The 19108-nt window shown below is 68.9% G+C and carries 15 protein-coding genes; 10 read left to right on the top strand and 5 right to left on the bottom strand.

Translation table 11 applies throughout. The annotated features are described in order from the left end of the window. Positions 1 to 187 precede the first annotated feature (187 nt). Both LCM32_RS02170 and LCM32_RS02175 read left to right on the top strand, forming a co-directional pair. Positions 188 to 1120 (top strand): ABC transporter transmembrane domain-containing protein, encoded by a 933-nt coding sequence (locus LCM32_RS02170; RefSeq protein ID WP_224819413.1) that lies wholly within the window; start codon positions 188 to 190, stop codon positions 1118 to 1120. A gap of 153 nt (positions 1121 to 1273) precedes the next feature. After that, positions 1274 to 3679 carry a mechanosensitive ion channel family protein gene (locus LCM32_RS02175; protein ID WP_224819875.1) on the top strand — a complete coding sequence of 802 codons (2406 nt, stop codon included), beginning with the start codon at positions 1274 to 1276 and terminating at the stop codon, positions 3677 to 3679. An 18-nt stretch (positions 3680 to 3697) separates the two neighbouring features. Here the strand turns inward: LCM32_RS02175 and LCM32_RS02180 are convergent, their stop codons facing one another. The 5 genes from LCM32_RS02180 to LCM32_RS02200 form a co-directional block, all read right to left on the bottom strand. Then, the gene (locus LCM32_RS02180; protein WP_224819414.1) at positions 3698 to 4708 is read right to left on the bottom strand and encodes an NAD-dependent epimerase/dehydratase family protein; all 1011 of its coding nucleotides are present in this window, start codon (positions 4706 to 4708) and stop codon (positions 3698 to 3700) included. A 118-nt stretch (positions 4709 to 4826) separates the two neighbouring features. Continuing rightward, positions 4827 to 5981 carry an ABC transporter permease gene (locus LCM32_RS02185; RefSeq protein ID WP_224819415.1) on the bottom strand — a complete coding sequence of 385 codons (1155 nt, stop codon included), beginning with the start codon at positions 5979 to 5981 and terminating at the stop codon, positions 4827 to 4829. Next, positions 5978 to 7006 carry an ABC transporter permease gene (locus LCM32_RS02190; protein WP_224819416.1) on the bottom strand — a complete coding sequence of 343 codons (1029 nt, stop codon included), beginning with the start codon at positions 7004 to 7006 and terminating at the stop codon, positions 5978 to 5980. Before LCM32_RS02190 ends, LCM32_RS02185 begins: the two co-directional genes overlap by 4 nt. Then, entirely contained in the window at positions 7003 to 8883 is a 1881-nt protein-coding gene (locus LCM32_RS02195) for an ABC transporter substrate-binding protein (protein WP_224819876.1), read from the bottom strand. The genes LCM32_RS02190 and LCM32_RS02195 overlap by 4 nt, the downstream gene beginning before the upstream one ends. 88 nt (positions 8884 to 8971) lie before the next feature. After that, the gene (locus LCM32_RS02200; protein ID WP_224819417.1) at positions 8972 to 10768 is read right to left on the bottom strand and encodes an ABC transporter ATP-binding protein; all 1797 of its coding nucleotides are present in this window, start codon (positions 10766 to 10768) and stop codon (positions 8972 to 8974) included. A gap of 340 nt (positions 10769 to 11108) precedes the next feature. On the opposite strand from LCM32_RS02200, the gene LCM32_RS02205 reads away from it, so the two are divergent. The 8 genes from LCM32_RS02205 to LCM32_RS02240 all read left to right on the top strand — a co-directional run bounded on the left by LCM32_RS02205 (position 11109) and on the right by LCM32_RS02240 (position 19098). Continuing rightward, positions 11109 to 11606, top strand: coding sequence for a class I SAM-dependent methyltransferase (locus LCM32_RS02205; protein ID WP_224819418.1), 498 nt, complete (start codon positions 11109 to 11111; stop codon positions 11604 to 11606). 70 nt (positions 11607 to 11676) lie between these two features. Continuing rightward, complete coding sequence (locus tag LCM32_RS02210) at positions 11677 to 12951, top strand: nucleotide sugar dehydrogenase (protein ID WP_224819877.1); 1275 nt, start codon at positions 11677 to 11679, stop codon at positions 12949 to 12951. 32 nt (positions 12952 to 12983) lie between these two features. Next, positions 12984 to 14201 (top strand): glycosyltransferase family protein, encoded by a 1218-nt coding sequence (locus LCM32_RS02215; RefSeq protein WP_318246175.1) that lies wholly within the window; start codon positions 12984 to 12986, stop codon positions 14199 to 14201. After that, positions 14198 to 15535, top strand: coding sequence for a glycosyltransferase (locus LCM32_RS02220; protein ID WP_224819420.1), 1338 nt, complete (start codon positions 14198 to 14200; stop codon positions 15533 to 15535). The genes LCM32_RS02215 and LCM32_RS02220 overlap by 4 nt, the downstream gene beginning before the upstream one ends. Then, positions 15532 to 16617 (top strand): glycosyltransferase family 4 protein, encoded by a 1086-nt coding sequence (locus tag LCM32_RS02225; protein ID WP_224819421.1) that lies wholly within the window; start codon positions 15532 to 15534, stop codon positions 16615 to 16617. Before LCM32_RS02220 ends, LCM32_RS02225 begins: the two co-directional genes overlap by 4 nt. Then, the gene (locus tag LCM32_RS02230) at positions 16614 to 17201 is read left to right on the top strand and encodes a histidine phosphatase family protein (protein WP_224819422.1); all 588 of its coding nucleotides are present in this window, start codon (positions 16614 to 16616) and stop codon (positions 17199 to 17201) included. The genes LCM32_RS02225 and LCM32_RS02230 overlap by 4 nt, the downstream gene beginning before the upstream one ends. Beyond that, complete coding sequence (locus LCM32_RS02235) at positions 17198 to 18328, top strand: glycosyltransferase family protein (RefSeq protein WP_224819423.1); 1131 nt, start codon at positions 17198 to 17200, stop codon at positions 18326 to 18328. The genes LCM32_RS02230 and LCM32_RS02235 overlap by 4 nt, the downstream gene beginning before the upstream one ends. After that, complete coding sequence (locus LCM32_RS02240; protein WP_224819424.1) at positions 18325 to 19098, top strand: polysaccharide deacetylase family protein; 774 nt, start codon at positions 18325 to 18327, stop codon at positions 19096 to 19098. Before LCM32_RS02235 ends, LCM32_RS02240 begins: the two co-directional genes overlap by 4 nt. The last annotated feature ends 10 nt before the right edge of the window (positions 19099 to 19108 follow it).

The raw sequence follows: 19108 nt of genomic DNA on the forward strand, positions 1-19108 counted from the left end.
CGACCCGACCTTGTAGGCCGGGCGCGGAGGTCGTGGGGCCTCCGCGCCCAATTTGCATCACGGGCCCCTCTGAGGGTGGCCCCGTGTTCCATGTCAATGACAGCAGGGCTTTACGGGGGCGAAGATAGCCGCCAGATTACCCTGCACTCAGACATGATGACTGCCCGCGAGGCAGCAGGACGGCACGATGTTTCGGCTCTATTCCCTGATCTGGCGGCTGACCGGGCCGCGTCAGATGATCCTGATTGTCCTGTCCTTCCTGATCGCCGCACTGGCCGCCGCGCCGCTGAAGTTCCAGCAGGAAATCATCAACATGCTGACCGACGGCACCGGCGATCTGGACCGGCTGCTGCTGAACGGCGCGGGCATGATGTCGGTGATCCTGCTCAGCCTCGGCCTCAAGTGGGTGCTGGGCTACAGCTCGGGCGTGCTGGGGGAGGACGTGATCCGCACGATCCGCAAGCGGCTGCTGCAATCCGCCAGCGAGCACGAGGCAGAGCCGCACCACGTCTCGGCCGGGACGCTGTCCACCGCCATCTCCGCCGAGGCGGAGGAACTGGGCAGCTTCATCGGCGGGGCCTTTTCCGAACCGGTGATGCAGATCGGCACGCTGATCAGCGTGATCGGCTTCGTGACGGCAACCCAGCCACGGCTGGGTCTGGTGGCGCTGGCCATGGTGATCCCGCAGGTGGTGATCGTCCTCATCACCCAGAAACAGGTGAACCGCCTCGTGGGGGAGCGTGTCTGCACCCTGCGCGGCGCGACCGACAAGCTGACCGCGGAACTGCTGGAGGAGGTGGAGGAGGCGGTCATGGCCGACTTCGACCGGATCTACGGCTTCCGGCAGCGCATCTTCGTCTGGAAGCTCTCGACCAAGTTCCTGCTGAGCACGATCAGCGGCGTGGCCACGGTGGCCGTCATCGTGCTGGGCGGCTGGCTGGTGCTGGAGGGGCGCAGTGACGTGGGGACGCTGGTGGCGGCGGTGGCGGCGCTTGGCCGGCTTCAGGGCCCGACCAGCGTGCTGATCACCTTCTTCCGGCAACTCAGCGTGAACCGCGTGAAATTCGACCTGCTGCATTCGCTCATGGGGCCTGCGCGGCAGGCACCGCCTGTGGCCTGACGACACGGAACGAAATCTCCGTGAAGTCAGGAGATTGACCGCTTCGCCCCGCTCGCTAGGCTGACGGAACGGAAAGCCCGAAACGCCGCCGACCGGCGGCAGGTGATGTGGGATCACGCGCCGTGATCCGCTGTGGAGGACACCCGAGTGTTGATGCGTTGTGTAGCGGTTCTGCTGGCCCTGTGCCTGGCAATCGGGGTCGGGTCCGGGGCGGTGCAGGCCCAGGCCCAGTTGATCGTCGATACCTCCGGTAGCGACGCTGCGGATGCCGAGGGCACGACCGGTGGCGTGAAGGTCATCCTGATCGACGAAAACGGCGACGTGTCGGTCATGCAGAAGGGTGAGACGATCACCCCGACGACCCGGACGCCGGGGCAGGGCGGGGGCCGCGGACGCAACTCGGACGAGATGGGCTCCATGCTGATGGATGCCCAGACCGGGGCGAATGTCTTCTGGAAGACGGTGAAGCAGCGGCTCGGCGATCTGCCGGTGGCCTATAACGAGGTGATCTACATCCTGCGGGCGTCCTCGCCCGATGGCACGCTCTGGGCCTTTGCCCGCATCTTCCTGCTGGCCACCGTCGTGCTGATCCTCGGCATCCTCTTCGAGCATCAGATCTTCGGCAAGCTCTTTGCCCGGCGACTTGTGGTGTCACGGGTGCGGCAGGCGCCGGAGGGCTATCTCCAGAAGATGCCCTTCCTCGTCTACCGCTTCGCCATGGGGGCGCTCGGCACGGCGGTGTCGATGATCGTGGGCTTCGTCGCGGGTGTCCTGCTGTTCGGGCGGGCGGAAGACAGCGCCGCGCAGTTCACCGTGACCGTGATCTTCGTGGCCTATTTCATCTTCCGCATGGTCACGCTGCTGTGGCGCATGGTGCTGTCGCCCTTCCTCAGCCAGTACCGCATCCCGCAGTTCTCGGACCGGGACGCCAAGCGGCTGTTCTACTGGCTGACCTTCGGCGCCTTCCTGACGATCTTCACCCAGATGCTGGCGACATGGGTGCTTGAACTGGGGCTGAACGAGGACATCCACCTCGTCATGGTGATGATCTCGACGGTGAGCGTCAGCCTCTACAGCATCGTGCTGATCTTCGTGAACCTGCACCCGATCACCGAGGCGATCCGCGGCGGACGCCCGGTGACCGAAGTCAGCAAGAACATCAAGTGGGCCTCCTACCTCTGGGCACCGCTGGCGCTTGGCTACATCCTGCTGTCGCTGGTGAAGGGCGCGATCTACTCTGTCCGGGGCGAGGCGATCTCGGTCCCGCTGGTCTTTGGCGCCTATGCCACGATCCTGACCGCGCTGATCGTCTTCGGGATCTTCGCCTATTTCATCGAACGCTATTCGGCACGGGCCCGCGAACTGCGCCAGTTGCGCGACGCGGCCGAGGCGGCGGCTGCCGCCAACGCCCCCACCACCACGATGATCGACGGCATGGAGGTCGAGGTCACGGGCCCCGATCAGGCCGCCGCCGCGGCCGCGGCCCTGCGCCGCCAGTACGGGGTGCGCACCTTCGAGGGGCTGGCCTACCGGATGGCGGGGGTGATCGCGCTGATCGGCGGGCTCTGGGCCTGCCTCGTGATCTGGGGCGTGAACACCGATTTCACCCGCACGCCGCGGTTCGAGCGGCTGATGGACATCTCGGTCATCCTCTTCATCGGCTATATCGTCTACCAGACCTTCCGGGTCTGGATCGACAGCAAGATCGCGGCCGAACAGCCCGATCCGAGTGATGCCGAACTGGGGGACGAGGGCGGCCATGGCAGCGCCAGCCGTCTGGGCACGCTGCTGCCGCTGTTCCGCAACTTCATCCTGATCGTGATTGCCGTCTCGATCCTGCTCATCATCCTGATGGAACTGGGGATCAACGTCAGCCCGCTCTTCGCCGGTGCTGGGATCGTCGGTCTGGCGGTGGGCTTCGGTGCGCAGGCTCTTGTCCGCGATATCTTCTCGGGCGCGTTCTTCCTGATCGACGATGCCTTCCGCAAGGGCGAGTACATCGACGTGGGCGACGTGAAGGGGACGGTCGAGACGGTCTCGGTCCGGTCGTTCCAGCTGCGTCACCACCTCGGCGCGCTGCACACGATCCCCTATGGCGAGATCAAGTCGCTGACCAACTACTCCCGTGACTGGGTGATCATGAAGCTGAAGCTGCGCCTGACCTACGACACCGATGTCGAGAAGGTGCGCAAGCTGGTCAAGAAGCTGGGCCTCGACCTGCTGGAGGATCCGGAACTGGGGCCCTGCTTCCTGCAACCGCTGAAATCGCAGGGCGTGATCGAGATGCAGGATTCCGCGATGATCCTGCGGGTCAAGTTCATGACCAAGCCGGGCGACCAGTGGATCGTGCGCAAGCGCGTCTATCAGGAAATCCGCGAACTCTTCGCCCGCGAGGACATCCGCTTTGCCAACCGCGAGGTCACGGTGCACATCGCGGACTCGCGCTCCGACAAGAGCGTTCCGCTCACCGAAGAGCAGAAACGCCAGATCGCAGGCGCGGCGCTGGACATGGATGACGAAGGGGGCGAGGGCGGGATGCCGTCGGACGATGACCGCTGAGGTGCAGACCCGCCCGGATCAGAGCCCGTAGTACGCGCGATACCACTCCACGAAGGCGGCCACGCCTTCGGGCACGTCGGTGTCGGGGCGGTAGCCCGTGACCTGATGCAGGAGCGTTGAATCCGCCCATGTGACCGGCACGTCGCCGGGCTGCATCGGCAGCAGGTTGCGCTGCGCCGTGCGTCCCGTGGCGGTCTCGATGGCCGCGATGAACTCGGTCAGGGGCACCGGCGCGGAATGCCCGATGTTGAGAACCCGGTAGGGGGCCACCGGCGACAGGCCGAGGCGCTCTGCCTCTGCCGCGTCGTCCAGACGGGCCGGGGGCAGGTCGATCAGCCGGCGCAGCGCCTCGCAGAGGTCCGCGATATAGGTGAAGTCGCGCCGCATCTCGCCGTTGTTGAACACGTCGATCGGCTCGCCGCGCAGGATCGCGCGGGTGAAGATCGACATGGCCATGTTGGGCCGGCCCCAGGGGCCATAGACGGTGAAGAAGCGGAACATGGTCACCGGCAGGCCGAAGAGATGGGCATAGGAATGCGCCATGTTCTCGGTCGCCTTCTTGGTCGCGGCGTAGAAGGACATCTGCGTGTCCGTGCGCTCGCTCTCGCTATAGGGGATCTCGCTGTTCGCGCCGTAGACCGAGGAGGAGGAGGCCAGCAGCATATGCGCCGGCGGATGGGCGCGGGCGGCCTCCAGCAACTCGTAGGTGCCGATGATGTTCGCATCGAGATAGGACCGCGGGTCGCTGATCGACTGGCGCACCCCGGCCTGAGCGGCGAGGTGGATCACGATCTCGGGCTGTTCGCTGGCGAAGAGGTCCAGCAGCAGGCCCGGCGTCTCGATCTTGGCGCGCAGGCCCCGGTAGGCGGGATGCGCGCGCAGCTGCGCCTCGCGGTCGCGCTTCAGATCGGCATCGCCCATGTCGGTATGGGCATCCACGCCCACGACGCGGAACCCCTCGTCGAGCAGGCGGCGGCTGATGTGGAAACCGATGAATCCGGCGGACCCGGTAACGAGGACAGTGCGCATGAGGCCTCCGGACGTGTAACGGCGTTCGGGCTATACGCTGCGCCCCGGGGATGCAAGACGAAGCGCCCGCTGGCGGGGGGCGCCCGTCGCCGGGCGGCGGCGGGCAGGTTTTGCAGGCTCAGGTCTCGCTGGGGTCGAGCGCATCGCGCAGCCCGTCACCCATGAAGGAGAAGGCGAGGACGACAATGATGATCGGCAGCATCGGCAGCGCGGTCCAGGGGTAGATCTCGATCGACGACAGGTGCTGTGCGTCGTTCAGCATCACGCCCCAGCTGACCGCCGGTGCGCGCAGCCCGAGGCCGAGGAAGGAGAGCGCCGTTTCCCCAAGGATCATCGAGGGGATCGAGAGCGCCGCCGAGGCGATCAGGTGGCTGCGGAAGTTCGGCAGCAGGTGACGCCGGATGATGCGCGAGGGCTTGGCCCCCATCATCTCGGCGGCCTGCACGAAGTCCTCTTCGCGCAGCGAGAAGAACTTGGCCCGCACGGCCCGCGCCAGCCCCGGCCAGTCCAGCAGGCCAAGGATGATCGAGATCGCGAAGAAGACGGAGACCGGCCCCCAGTGCGAAGGCACCGCCGCGGAGAGCGCAAGCCAGAGCGGCAGTTCGGGGATCGAGCGCAGGATCTCGATCAGGCGCTGGATCGCATAGTCGAGCCCGCCGCCGAAATAACCCGCGATGGCCCCGAAGAAGATGCCGAGGCCCATGGAAATCGCGATCCCCACGAGGCCCACGGTGAGCGAGAGCTGCGCCCCGTAGAGGATGCGCGAGAAGACGTCGCGGCCCAGCCGGTCGGAGCCCCAGAGGAAGACGGTCGTGTCGTCCGGGGCGCAGAAGAGGTGGGTCTGCGAGGGGATGAGGCCCGCCAGCTTGTAGGGATCGCCGGGGCAGAACCAGCGCAGGCTCTGCGGGGCGTCGGTGTCGGCGGTATAGTCCCAGCGGTATTCCGCGAGGTTCGCCTCGCCGCTGATCGGGTAGACGAAGGGCGCGTTCAGCCCGCCGTCGTGGAAGATGTGGATCAGCTGCGGCGGGGCAAAGATATGTTCGGCGTTGCGGGTGTTGGGCCCGTAGGGGGCGATGAAGCCCACGAGCGGCAGCAGCAGGTAGCAGGTCAGCAGGAAGATCGCCGAGATCATCGCCAGACGGTGACGGGCAAAGCGGCGCAGGGTCAGCCGGTGCAGCGACAGCCGGGCCTCGGGCGTATCGGCAAGGGTCGCGAATTCCTCCGGGCGGTCGTCTTCGGGCGCGACGTAGCGGCCATCGTCGAGGCGGATCACTTGCGTTTCTCCCCGATGCGGATGCGCGGATCGAGCATCGCCAGCAGCACGTCCGAGACCAGCGTGCCGATCAGCGTCAGGAAGGCGACGAAGACGAGGATGAAGGCGGCGAGGAACTGGTCCTGCGTCTTCAGCGCGGTCAGCAGGGCCGGGCCGATGGTCTGGAGCCCCAGCACCACCGACACGAGGACCGAGCCGGAGATCATCGCCGGCAGCAGCGTGCCGATGTCCGCCACGAAGGGGTTGAGCGCGGCGCGCAGCGGGTATTTCACCAGCATCCGCGCGGGCGGCATCCCCTTGGCAATCGCCGTTTCCACGTAGGGGCGCGAGAGTTCGTCGAGCAGCGAGGCCCGGAGCCGCTGCATCATCGCCGCCGCCCCGGCGGTGCCCACCACGAAGGTCGGGATGATCAGGTGCGCGAGGATCGAACGCGCCTTCTCGAAGCTCATCGGTTCGTTCTCGAACTCGGGCGCCATCAGCCCGCCGATCGGCAGGTCGAGGTACTTGTGCCCGTAGTAGAAGAGGATGAGCGCCAGCAGGAAGTTCGGCGTGGCCAGTCCGAGGTAGCCGATGAAGGCGGTGGTATAGTCGATCCACGACCGGGCCTTGACCGCGGCGATGACGCCGAGGGTCAGCGCCATGACGTAGACGAAGACGATGGTCGAGAGGTTCAGCAGGATCGTCAGCCAGAGCGCCTCGCCCACGATCTCGCTCACGGGGGCGGAGAATTCGAAGGACCAGCCGAATTGCCCTTGCAGCAGCCCGTTGAACCCGTGCGGCCCCGGCGCGGCGCCGAGCCAGATCAGGTACTGCCGCCACAGCGGCTGGTCGAGCGCGTATTCATGGCGCAGGAATTCGGCCTTGGCGACGCCTGCCTCCTGTCCGGTGGCGCGCAGCTCTGCCAGCTGGTTGGTCAGGTAGTCGCCCGGCGGCAGGTTGATGATCAGGAAGATCAGCGCCGAGACCACCAAGAGGGTCAGCAGCATCGAGACCGTGCGCGAGCCGATGTAGAGCAGCAGTTTCAATTCATCGCTCCTGCCGGGCCGGGCGCGAAGAAGAAGCTGTCAGGATGGTAGACACCGAAATGCGCCCCCGGGTCCCAGGCCCAGAGGCCCTCTTTCGGGACGTTGTGCAGGTCATGGTTCACCACGATCGGCTGCGGCGCGCGGGTGATCAGCCCGATGGCAAAGACCTGATCGGCATGGATGTCGACGATCTCCTGCCAGGCGGCGGCGCGCTCTTCGCGGGTGGCGGCGGTTTCCCAGATCGAGGCCAGGTCCATCAGGCGCTGCGCGGCGGGCATGTCGGGCGCTTCCCCGGCGGCGCCATGGGTCTGGAAGTACTGGCCCCACATCGGCCAGCTGAAGAATTCCTGTTGCTGCGGCACCGCGAAATCCGGCGGCGTGTCGGGCTGGGGCAGGCCGTTGTCCCAGCCGTACCAGACCGCCGCCATGGTCAGCCCGGCAAAGACCCGGTTGCGCAGGATGTCGCGATCCAGAGGGCGCTGGACCAGTTCGACACCGATGTCGCGCCAGGTGTCCGAAAGGATCTGCAGCGCGTCCTCCACCTCCGACCGCTCGCCCGCGGTTTCGATCACGATGCGCAGGGGCCGGCCATCGGGCAGCAGGCGGATGCCGTAGGGCGTGCGCCCGGTCAGCCCCATCTCGTCCAGCAGGGCATTGGCCTCGTCCGGGTCGAAGGTCGCCCACTTGGTCAGGTTCTCGGGGCGGTAGAAAGGGCTCTGCGGCAGGACGGTCATCCCGCCCTCGGCCGCGAGGCCGAAGTAGAGCGCTCGGTTCACCATGTGCCGGTCGATCCCGAGGGACAGCGCCCGGCGGAAGCGCACGTCGCGCAGCAGGGTGCGGAAGGCCGGGTCGGCATAGTTCAGGTTCGGGTAGATCGCGATCTGCGAGGCGGTGCCGTTCTCCCACAGGAGGGTGTCGTAGTTGCCGCCGTCCATCTCGCCCTTCTTGAGGACGGAGATATCCTTGAACGACAGGCCGCGCGCCTGCAGCTGGGTTTCGCCCGCGTTGGCCTTGGTCGCCACGAGGCCGCCGCTGGCCACCAGCATCTCGACCGTGTCGATATAGGGCAGCTGGTGGCCTTCGCTATCGACGCGGTGGAAGTAGGGGTTCCGCTCGAAGAGGAAGCGCGACTTGCCGCCCTCGGTCACCAGTTTCCACGGCTGGAGCGTGGGAATGGCCGGGTTGTCGCATTCGTACATGTTGTCGAACTTGTTGTGCAGCGCGGCCCAGCTGGCGACTTTGACCTCGGCCATCTCGGCCTGAAGGGTCGCGGGATCGGTGTAGCGGGCGTGGTACTGCTTCAGGTAATGCGCCGGGCGATAGATGAAGGGCGGGCGGGCCTGCGCAAGCGCTTCGAGGAAGCGCGGGTTGCGCACCGGCCAGTCGTAGACCACGGTTTCGGCATCGGGGAAGGTGACGGTGGGCAGTTCGCCCTGCGGCCTCAGGAAGGGCTCGGGCCCGGCCGGGGTCAGGTCGGGGTTGTTGACCACGTCCTCCCAGTAGTAGCGGAAATCCTCGGAGGTGAAGGGCACCCCGTCGGACCATTTGTGGCCCGGGCGCAGGTGCAGCGTGAAGCGGCGGCCGTCCTCCACGTCGACACCCTGAAGGATGTCTGGCTGAAGATTGTAGTCCGTGTCGTAGCCCATGAGCCTTGCATAGCCATAGACCGTCATCTGCCGGGTGTCCTTGCGGCGCCCGATCAGCGTGGTGGCGGTGCCGCCGTAGACCCCGGTCTCCTTGCCCGCCGCGGCCATGTCCACCACCAGTGGCACCGTTGGCAGGCGCTCCGCCATGGGGGGCAGCGTGCCGTCGGCGACCTTCTCGGCGAGGGCGGGGACGGGCTGGTAGGCGGCCTGTGCCGCGGCCTGGCCCGGCATGAGGGCGGGCAGGCCCGGCAGCAGGGCCAGGGCGAGGGTCCGCAGCGTACCGCGGACGCGGTGGGTGACGACCTGGGGGAGACGGGGGCTAGGCATGGGCGCGCACCCTGTGAGGGCCCTCGACCGCGCGCAGCGGCGGCAGGGCGTTGTCGGTCAGCCGGTAGGCCGCGGGCCATTCGGCGGGATCACCGGCCCCGCGCGCCACGGCGGCAAGGTCGATGGGGCGCTGCACGTCGGGCTCTGGCTGGGCCGCGATCAGCGCACGGGTATAGGGGTGCTGGGGGTTGTTGAAGAGCATGGCCGGCGGGCCCTGTTCCACGATCACCCCCTGCCGCATCACCGCCACCTCGTCCGCGATCTGCGCGATCACGGCCAGGTCGTGCGAGATGAAGAGGTAGGACAGGCCCAGCTTCTCCTGCAGCTCGGCCAGCAGGTCGAGGACCTGCGCCTGCACCGAGACATCGAGCGCCGAGGTCGGTTCGTCGCAGACGAGGAACTCGGGCCCGATCATCAGGGCGCGGGCGATGGACAGGCGCTGTCGCTGCCCGCCCGAGAAGGCATGGGGATAGCGGCCCAGCATGTCGCCCGACAGGCCGACCCAGCCCAGCACTTCCTCGGCGCGGGCCAGCCGCTCTGCCGGGGTGCCGATGCCGTGGATTTCCATCGGCTCGCACAGGGCCTCGCGGATGCGCATCCGGGGGTTCAGCGTGGAGTAGGGATCCTGGAACACCATCTGCGCCTGCCGCTGGAAGGCCGTCCGGGTCTGGGGTGTCAGCTCATGCACCGCGATCGGCTCGGCGTTGCGGGGCCGGTAGATGACCGAGCCGCCGGGATCGGGGGGCAGGGCGCCAAGCGCGATCCGCGCGCAGGTGGTTTTCCCCGAGCCGCTTTCGCCGGCGATGGCCACGGTGGCCCCGCGCGGGACGGTCAGGTTGAAATCACTCACCGCGGCAAAGGTCTGCGGCCGGGACCAGGGCAGCTTGCTGCGCAGGACAAAGCTGCGGGACACGTTGGTCATTTCCAGAAGCGGCCCGGGCTGCGTCTCCGGCGCGGCGACAGGCGGATCGGTGGGGATCTCGGGCGCGGCGGCGATCAGGCGCTTGGTATAGGAATGCCACGGGCTTCCGAGGATCAGATCGGCACGGCCGCTCTCGACCACGCGGCCCTTCTTCATGACGGCGACCTGATCGGCCATGTTGGCCACCACGCCAAGGTCATGGGTCACGAGGATCAGGGCCGCGCCGGTTTCCGACTGGAGTTTCTTCAGCAGGCCAAGGACCATCGCCTGCGTGGTCACATCCAGCGCGGTGGTCGGTTCGTCCGCGATGATCAGGCGTGGCTTGCCGATGGTCGCCATGGCGATCATCGCCCGCTGGCGCATCCCGCCCGACAGCTCGAACGGGTAGGCGCCATAGACCCGCTCGGGATCGGTGAAGCCCACGGTCTCGAAGGTCCTGAGGACCGTGTCCTTGATCTCGCGGGCGGAGAGGTCGCTGTGCAGGCGCAGCACCTCGCCCACCTGATCCCCGGCGGTATGCATCATCGAGAAGGCGTGCATCGGCTGCTGGAAGATCATCGAGACCTTGTCGCCGCGGAAGGCCCTCAGCGCGCGGGGCGACAGGGTCAGCGGTTCGATCTCGCCCGTGGCGTCGCGGTAGAGGATGGAGCCGGACCGGATCTGCGCCGCCTTCGGCAGCAGCTTGAGAACGGCACGGCAGGAGAGCGTCTTGCCCGAGCCGCTTTCGCCGACGAGGGCCAGTGTTTCGCCGGGGCGCACATCGAAGCTGACGTCATGCAGCACGTTTTTGCCCGGCGCGAAGCCGACCGAAAGCCCCCTGACCTCTAGGATCGGGGCGGGCTGGGGCGCGTCCGTGATATTGGTCATGATGCTGGAAGCGGAACAGGTTTTTCGGAAAGTGGCAAGATGTTTCAGCGCCGCGTTGCCGCACGCCGCAGCAGCTATGCGGTGCCTCCATCGTGCCCCGGCCGCGGGGGGCGGAGCGGGCGCAGGGGCCTTGTCCCCCTGCCGCGGCGCAGGGAGGCGGGGTTTGCGCAGGCGCGGGCCCCGCGGGCCGGTCCGGGCCGCCACGTGGGCGTGGGCGGATGACGCTGGGGAACCGTGGGCTGTCTGTCGCAGGTCACAAATTGCTGGGGGGCAGGGGTTTTCTGCATCTGCAGAAAGTGCATAGGATGCGCGGCAATAGCCAGGGAACGGGGAGCCAGCCATGAGCCGTCTGGACAGATTCATCGAGCGGATGGTGTCGCAACGGGCCAGCATCGATTTCGCGCTGAAGGAAACCGCCGATCTGACCGGTCCCATTCTGGAACTGGGGCTTGGCAACGGGCGCACCTACGATCACCTGCGCGAAAAGGCCGGGGCCGAGAAGATCTATGTCTTCGAACGGGCCGTGGCGGCCAATCCGCTGTCGACGCCGGACGAGGCGATGCTGATCCTCGGCGAGGTGACCGAGACGCTGCCGCAGGCCTTTGCCCGCTTCGGCGCGACGGCGCGGCTGATCCATTCCGATCTGGGCGCGGGCGACGCAAAGGAGAATCTGAAGTTTTCGCGCGCGATTTCCCCGCTGATCGAGCCGCTGGTGGCACCGGGGGGGATCGTCATTGCGAACGACCCGATGTATTTCGACACGCTCGAAGAGCTGCCGCTGCCCGAAGGGGCGATCCAGGATCGCAGTTTCCTCTATCGGCGTCCGACCCGCGCGTGACTGACACCCGTCCCTGCGCCATCCCCCGTCCGGGGTGCGGCAGGGACACAGACGAACGAAGCAACGAATGATGGTCAGTGTGAGTGATACAATCGCAGTGATCGGCATGGGGTATGTCGGTCTGCCGCTTGCGGCGGCTCTCGCGCGGTCAGGCGCGGATGTGGTCGGCTTCGACGTGAAGCGCAGCCATATCGAAAGCCTGCAGCGCGGCATCGACCCGAACGGCGAGGTCAGCACCGCCACGCTGGACGCGGCCGCGATGCGGTTCACCGACGATCCGGCGGATCTGGCGCAGGCCAGCATCTACATCATCGCGGTGCCGACCCCGGTGACCGAGGCCAAGGTGCCCGATCTGGGCCCGATCCGCGCCGCCTGTGCCGCCATCGCACCGAACCTGTCGCGGGGCGATCTGGTGGTGGTGGAAAGCACCGTCTACCCGGGCGTGACCGAGGATGTCTGCGGCGCCGAGCTGGAGGCCGGCTCGGGCCTGCGCAGCGGCACCGATTTCGTGCTGGGCTATTCGCCCGAGCGCATCAACCCGGGCGACGCGGAACATTCGCTGGAGAAGGTCGTCAAGATCATCGCCGCGCAGGATGCCCCGACGCTGGACCGGATGGAGGCGCTCTATACACCCGTCGCGCGCGGCGGGCTCTACCGGGCCTCCACCATCCGCACCGCCGAGGCGGCCAAGATCATCGAGAACACGCAGCGCGACCTCAACATCGCGCTGGTCAACGAATTCTCGCTGATCTTCTCGCGCATGGGGCTCGACACGCTGGAGGTGCTGGAGGCGGCGGGGACGAAGTGGAACTTCCTGCCGTTCCGGCCCGGCCTCGTGGGCGGGCATTGCATCGGCGTCGATCCCTATTACCTGACCTATGCCGCTGAAAGCCTCGGTTACCACCCAGAGGTGATCCTCTCGGGGCGGCGCATCAACGACCGGATGGGCCGTCACGTGGCGCGCAGCCTCGTGAAGGAGATGCTGGCGCGCGGGATGCGCCCGGGCGAGGCGCGGGTGCTGGTGCTGGGGTTCACCTTCAAGGAAGACTGCGCCGACATCCGCAACACCCGCGTGGCCGACATCGTCGACGAGTTGCAGGAATTCTCCGTCACGGCAGAGGTCTACGACCCCCGCGCCAGCGTCGAGGCGATCCGCGAATACTATGGCATCGAGGCGCTCGACGCCCTGCCGGAGGGCCCCTTCGATGCGGTCGTCCTTGCGGTTGCCCATGCCGAGTTCCGCGCGCTCGGGGCGCAGGGCGTTCGGGCGCTCCTCGGTGACAAGGGGCTTGTGTACGATGTGAAGGGCCTCTTTGATAGGTCCGAGGCAGAACTCCGGCTTTGAGGACAGCGGCGTTGGTATTGAGGGACTTGAAGATCGCGGACCGTCTGACTGCCTTCGCCGAAGGCGCGGGCGACGCGCCGCGCGTGTTGTTTTACAGCCATGACACCTTCGGACTGGGTCACCTGCGGCGCTCGCGGGCGTTGGCCACGGCGATCACGGCGGCCTATCCGTCGATCTCTTCGATCATCCTGACGGGGTCCCCGGTAGCGGGGCGGTTCACCTTCCCCGCAGGCGTGGACCACGTGCGCCTGCCCGGCGTGACCAAGAACAGCGAAGGCCAGTACATTTCGCAGACCGCGGGCCTCGACATTGATCAGGCGACGGAACTGCGCTCGGGCATCATCCGGTCCGTGACCGAGAATTACCGCCCCGACATGCTGATCGTGGACAAGGAGCCGACGGGGTTCCGCGGCGAACTGGTGCCCGCGCTGGAATGGCTGCAGGAGAACACCCAGTGCAAGCGGGTCCTCGGGTTGCGCGACGTGCTCGACAGCCCCGAGACGCTACAGGCCGAATGGGCGCGCAAGGGCGCCACGGAGGCAACCGAGCGGTTCTACGACGAGATCTGGGTCTATGGCCTGCAGGACATCTACGACCCGACCGAGGCGCTGCCGCTCTCGCCCGCCTGCCGGGCGCGGATGCACTGGACGGGCTACCTGCGCCGCGACACCGTGCCGGTGAGCGAGCCGGAGGGCGATCCCTACATCCTTGTCACCACCGGCGGGGGCGGGGACGGCGCCAACCTCGTGGACATGGTGATCTCGGCCTATGAACAGGACCCGACGCTGGAGCCGCGCGCGGCGCTCGTCTATGGGCCCTTCCTCTCCGGTCCCGTGCGCGAAGGCTTCGAACAGCGCATCGCCCGGCTGAACGGGCGGGTGCGTACGGTCGGCTTCGAGAGCCAGATCGAAAGCCTCTATGCCGGGGCGCAGGGCGTCATCGCCATGGGCGGGTACAACACCTTCTGCGAGATCCTCTCCTTCGACAAACCGGCGGTCGTCGTGCCGCGCACCTTCCCCCGGATGGAGCAGTACATCCGCGCCAGCCGGGCCGAGGCGCTCTCGCTGATCCGGATGCTGGACGAGCGCCGCGATGGCTTCACCCCCGCGGCGATGATCTCGGCGATCCGGGGGCTGGCCACGCAGCCGCCGCCCTCGGCCGGGCATTACGAGGGGCTCCTCGGCGGGCTCGACTACGTGACGCGGCGCACGGGCGTCCTGCTGCCGCAACTTGCAAAGGCCGCCCCATGAAGGACACTTCTCATGCTGCGGGCCACGCAGCAGGCCCCGGCGACAGGCCCGAGGGGCCGCGCCTTGCCGTCGTCGTGAAGGGCTGGCCGCGCCTGTCCGAGACCTTCATCGCGCAGGAACTGGTGGCATTGCAGGAGGCCGGGCTGGCCTTCGACATCTGGTCGCTGCGCCACCCGACGGACACCAAGACCCACCCGCTGCACGACCGGATCACCGGCGCGCTGCGCTACCTACCGGAATACCTGCATCAGGAACCCGGGCGGGTGCTGCGCAGTGTCGGTGCCGCGCTGCGGATGCCGGGCTTTGGCCGGGCGCTGCGGCTGTGGCTGGCGGACCTGCGCCGCGATCCTACCCGCAACCGGGTGCGCCGCTTCGGGCAGGCCTGCGTCATGGCGCGCGAACTGCCGCCGGGGACCCGGGCGCTCTATGCCCATTTCCTGCACACGCCTGCCTCCGTCACCCGCTACGCGGCGGTGATGCGCGGGCTGCCCTGGGCCGTCTCGGCCCATGCCAAGGACATCTGGACCTCGCCCGAGTGGGAGAAGCGCGAGAAGCTGACCGCCGCCACTGCGGGGGCCGAGTTCCTCGCCACCTGCACCGGCGTTGGGGCCGAGCATCTTGCCGGGCTGGCCGACGATCCGGCCCGCGTGCGGCTGATCTACCACGGGCTCGACTTCGCGCGCTTCCCCGCGCCGCCGAAGCGGGACTGGGCCGCGCCCGGCCCCTGCCGCATCCTCTCCGTCGGGCGACTGGTGGAGAAGAAGGGCTTCGACCGGCTGATCGCCGCGCTTGCGCTGCTAGAGGACGCTCAGTGGGAGTGGCATCACATCGGCGGCGGCGCCCTGAAGGCGACGTTGCAGGCGCAGGCCGAGGCCGCCGGGATCGGCGACCGGATCGTCTGGCACGGGGCGCAGAACCAGCCCTTCGTGATCGAGGCGATGCGGCAGGCCGACATCTTTGCCCTGCCGAGCCGGATTGCCGAGGACGGCGACCGCGACGGCCTGCCCAACGTGCTGATGGAGGCGGCCTCGCAGATGCTGCCGATCCTCTCGACGCCCGTCTCCGCCATCCCCGAGTTCATCGACACCGGCGTCCATGGCGTGCTCAGCGATGACGCGCCCGAGGCGCTCGCCGCCGCGCTGCAGGAGATGATCGCCCACCCCGAACAGCGCCGGGCCTATGCCGAGGCCGCCTATGCGCGGCTCAAGGCAGAGTTCTCCATGGCGCCGGGGATCGCGGTTCTCTACACCCGCCTCGCCGCCATGACGGGGCAGGTGCAGGCGCAGGGCCATGCAGCAGCGGTGCGGGAGGCCGCGCCGGGCAGCCGCCCATGACTGCGATCGCCTTCTATGCGCCGATGAAATCGCCGCGCCACCCGGTGCCCTCGGGCGACCGGGAAATGGCGCGGGGTCTGCTGGCGGCGCTTGCGGGGCTGGGGCAGGGCGGCACGGCTCTGGTGTCGGAATTCCGCAGCTACGAGGGGCAGGGCGATCCCGCCGCGCAGGATCGGCTGCGCGCCGAGGCGCAGGCAGAGGCCGCCCGGCTGATCCAGCGGGGCCGGGCCGAGGGCTGGCGTCTCTGGGCCACCTATCACAATTACTACAAGGCGCCCGACCTGCTGGGCCCCGTCGTCTCCGAGGCGCTCGGCATTCCCTATGTCCTCTTCGAGGCGAGCCGCGCCGACAAGCGGTTGACCGGCCCCTGGGCGGGCTTCGAACGGGCGGCGGGCGCGGCCTGCGACCGGGCGCAGGTGATCTACTGCCTGACGGCGCGGGACCGCGAGGCGCTCGCCGCGGCGCAGCCCCCGGGGCAGGCGCTGGTCCTGCTGCCGCCCTTCCTGAACCGCGAGGCGCTGCCACCGGCGGCCCGCCCGGTGTTGGGGCGGCTGATCACCGTGGCGATGATGCGCGCGGGCGACAAGCTGGCCTCCTATCGCCAGCTGGCCGCGGCGCTTGCCCTTGTACAAGGGGAGTGGAGCCTCGACGTGATCGGCAGTGGCGCGGCAGAGGCCGAGGTGCGGGCGCTGCTCGCCCCCTTCGGCGCGCGGGTGCGTTTCCTCGGCGCCCTGCCGCCCGAGGGTGTTGCCGCGGCGCTCTCTGAAGCTGCGGTCTACGTCTGGCCGGGGGTGAACGAAGCCTTCGGCATGGCCTATCTCGAAGCGATGGCGGCGGGTGTCCCGGTGATCGCCGAGGACCGTCCCGGCCTGCGGGAGATCGTGCCCGCGGCGGGTCTCGTGCCGCAGGGCGACGCCGCCGCCTTTGCCGCGCAGATCGCCGCATGGCTGGGCTGCGCACCCGACCGCGCCGCATTGGCCCAGGCCGCCCGCGTCGAGGTCGCCGCCCGCCACCTGCTGCCCGCCGCCCGCGCGGCGATCCGCGCGGCCCTGCCTGTCATGCAAGGGGAGGCGGGCGCATGATCCGGCTGGGCCTGCTGCGTCACGGGCATACGGAGTGGAACCGCGCCGGGCGGATACAGGGTGCCTCGGACATCCCGCTCGACCCGGAAGCGCGGGCGCAACTGGCCGCGCAGCGCCTGCCCGCCGGGTGGGATGCTGCGACGCTCTATGCCAGCCCGCTGCAGCGCGCGGTCGAAACCGCTCAGCTGGTCGCGGACCGCACCCCGCAGATCGCCCCCGCGCTGCGCGAGATGAGTTGGGGCGACTGGGAGGGGCAGCGCGGGGCCGAGCTGCTGGAGGCCGCGACCACCCCGCGCTATCGCCATATCGAGGACTGGGGCTGGGACTACCGCCCGCCCGCCGGGGAAAGCCCCGCGGACCTGCGCGCGCGCCTTCTGCCATGGCTGGAAACGCTCACCGAAGACGCGGTCCTCGTGACCCATATCGGCGTGATGCGGGTGCTGCTGGCCCTCGCGCATGGCTGGGATTTCTCCGGCGCAGCACCCTTCGCGGTGAAGCGCAACCGGCTCTTCGTGCTGGACTACGAAGCGGGCGTGCTGCGCCCCGGAACGCCGCCCGTGGTGCGGCTGGAGGCCCGCGGATGAAGATCCTGATCGCCGTCACTCACCTGCTTGGTGCCGGGCACCTGACCCGGGCTGCCGCCCTCGCGCGGGGCTTCGCCGGGGCCGGGCACCGCGTCGTCCTCGTCAGCGGCGGGATGCCGGCGGCTCATATCGCCCTCGACGGGCTGGAGGTGGTGCAACTGCCGCCGCTCCGCTCCGACGGGACGGATTTCACCCGTCTGCTGACGCCCGAGGGGCCCGCCGATGCCGCCTACCTCGCCCGCCGCGGGGCGGCGATGGAAGAGGCGGCCCGTACCCTTGCCCCGGACGTGGTGATCACCGAGCTCTTCCCCTTCGGCCGCCGCAGCCTTGCCGCGGAATTCCGCGCCCTGATCGCAGCCGCCCGGCAGGCCAATCCGGCCATCCGGGTGCTCTGCTCGATCCGCGACATCCTCGCCCCGCCGTCGAGCCAGAAGAAGGCCGATCGCACCGCGGCCCTGCTGGCCGATCTCTACGACGCGGTGCTGGTGCATTCCGATCCCGCCATCGTGCCGCTCTCGCTCAGCTGGCCCGTCACGCCCGAGGTGGAGGCCAAGCTGCGTTACACCGGCTTCGTCGTGGCCGGGGCCGAGGCCCCCGCGCCGCAGGCGCGCGGCCGCGAGGTGCTGGTCAGCGCCGGGGGCGGCAGCGTCGGCCGTCCGGTCTTCGAGGCCGCCGTCGCCGCGGCGGGCCTTGCCCCCGATCTCGACTGGCACCTGCTGGTCGGCGGCGCGGATGCGGCGCAGGTCTGCGCGGGCCTTGCGCAGGACGCCCCCGCCAACCTGCGGGTGGAGCCCGCCCGGCCCGACTTCCGCACCCTGCTGGCCCGGGCCGGGGCCTCTGTCAGCCTCGCGGGCTACAACACCGCCATGGACCTGATCCTGACCGGCGTGCCCGCCGTGCTGGTGCCCTTCGACGCGGGCAGCGAGACCGAGCAGGGCCTGCGGGCCGAGGGCCTCGCACGGTTGCCCGGCTTTACGGTGCTGCGCGCGGCAGAGGTCACGCCCGAGGCGCTCGTCGCCTCCGTCCGTCAGGTGATGGCCGACACGCCCCGCCCGCGCGGCGGCTTCGCCCTCGACGGGGTGGGGGAGAGCCTGCGGATCGTCGCGCAGATGGGAGAAGCATCATGAGCCTCTGGTCCGCTGTCCGCGAGGAACTGGCGCTCTGGCGCGCCGACGGCCGTGTCCTGCCGGTCTGGTGGCGCGATGACGACGCGGTGGCCGCCACGCCCGAGCTGGACCGTCTGGCGCAGGAGGCGCGCGCTTACGGCCTGCGCGTCGATCTCGCCGTGATCCCCGGGCGGCTGGAGCCCTCGCTGGCGCCCGCACTCGCCGAGGGGCCGTTCAGCGCCCTCGTGCATGGGCTGCGTCATGAGAACCACGCGCCTGCCGACCACAAGAAGGCGGAGTTCGGCGACACCCGCCCGCTCTCCGACCGGCTGATCGAGGCGCATCAGGGCCTCGCCACCCTGCGCGCCCGGATCGGCGCGCCGCTGCTGCCGGTCTTCGTGCCGCCGTGGAACCGGATCGGCGCGGATATGGCCCCGGGGCTGGCGCAGATCGGCTATCGCGGCCTCTCGACCTTCCGCCCGCGCGCGGCGGTCGAGGCGGCGCCTGGCCTCGTGCAGCTGAACACCCATCTCGATCCGATCGACTGGCGCGGCACCCGCAGCGCCGTCGCGCCCGAGGCCTTCGCCGCCGAGACGCTACGCCTGCTGGAGGACCGCCGCAGGGGCCGCACCGATGCCGGGGAACCTCTGGGCCTGCTGACCCATCACCTCGTCCACGACGCAGCGATCTGGTCGCTGGTCCGCGCGTTCTGGGAGGTGCTGCTGGAGGGGCCGGTGGAGCCGGTGGCGCTGGAGGATTATCTGCCGCAGGGGCGTGCGCCGGTGGCCTGAGATCGGTGGC

It is taken from the genome of Pseudooceanicola nanhaiensis (assembly GCF_020171315.1).
GTDB lineage: Bacteria > Pseudomonadota > Alphaproteobacteria > Rhodobacterales > Rhodobacteraceae > Pseudooceanicola > Pseudooceanicola nanhaiensis_A.

What these genes read in the sequence shown, in the direction of transcription:
- LCM32_RS02240 (WP_224819424.1), top strand. Translation starts at nt 18,325, where the DNA reads ATGAGCCTCTGGTCCGCTGTCCGCGAGGAACTGGCGCTCTGGCGCGCC.
- LCM32_RS02235 (WP_224819423.1), top strand. Translation starts at nt 17,198, where the DNA reads ATGAAGATCCTGATCGCCGTCACTCACCTGCTTGGTGCCGGGCACCTG.
- LCM32_RS02175 (WP_224819875.1), top strand. Translation starts at nt 1,274, where the DNA reads ATGCGTTGTGTAGCGGTTCTGCTGGCCCTGTGCCTGGCAATCGGGGTC.
- LCM32_RS02230 (WP_224819422.1), top strand. Translation starts at nt 16,614, where the DNA reads ATGATCCGGCTGGGCCTGCTGCGTCACGGGCATACGGAGTGGAACCGC.
- LCM32_RS02225 (WP_224819421.1), top strand. Translation starts at nt 15,532, where the DNA reads ATGACTGCGATCGCCTTCTATGCGCCGATGAAATCGCCGCGCCACCCG.
- LCM32_RS02220 (WP_224819420.1), top strand. Translation starts at nt 14,198, where the DNA reads ATGAAGGACACTTCTCATGCTGCGGGCCACGCAGCAGGCCCCGGCGAC.
- LCM32_RS02180 (WP_224819414.1), bottom strand. Translation starts at nt 4,708, where the DNA reads ATGCGCACTGTCCTCGTTACCGGGTCCGCCGGATTCATCGGTTTCCAC.
- LCM32_RS02195 (WP_224819876.1), bottom strand. Translation starts at nt 8,883, where the DNA reads ATGCCGGGCCAGGCCGCGGCACAGGCCGCCTACCAGCCCGTCCCCGCC.
- LCM32_RS02170 (WP_224819413.1), top strand. Translation starts at nt 188, where the DNA reads ATGTTTCGGCTCTATTCCCTGATCTGGCGGCTGACCGGGCCGCGTCAG.
- LCM32_RS02200 (WP_224819417.1), bottom strand. Translation starts at nt 10,768, where the DNA reads ATGACCAATATCACGGACGCGCCCCAGCCCGCCCCGATCCTAGAGGTC.
- LCM32_RS02210 (WP_224819877.1), top strand. Translation starts at nt 11,677, where the DNA reads ATGGTCAGTGTGAGTGATACAATCGCAGTGATCGGCATGGGGTATGTC.
- LCM32_RS02205 (WP_224819418.1), top strand. Translation starts at nt 11,109, where the DNA reads ATGAGCCGTCTGGACAGATTCATCGAGCGGATGGTGTCGCAACGGGCC.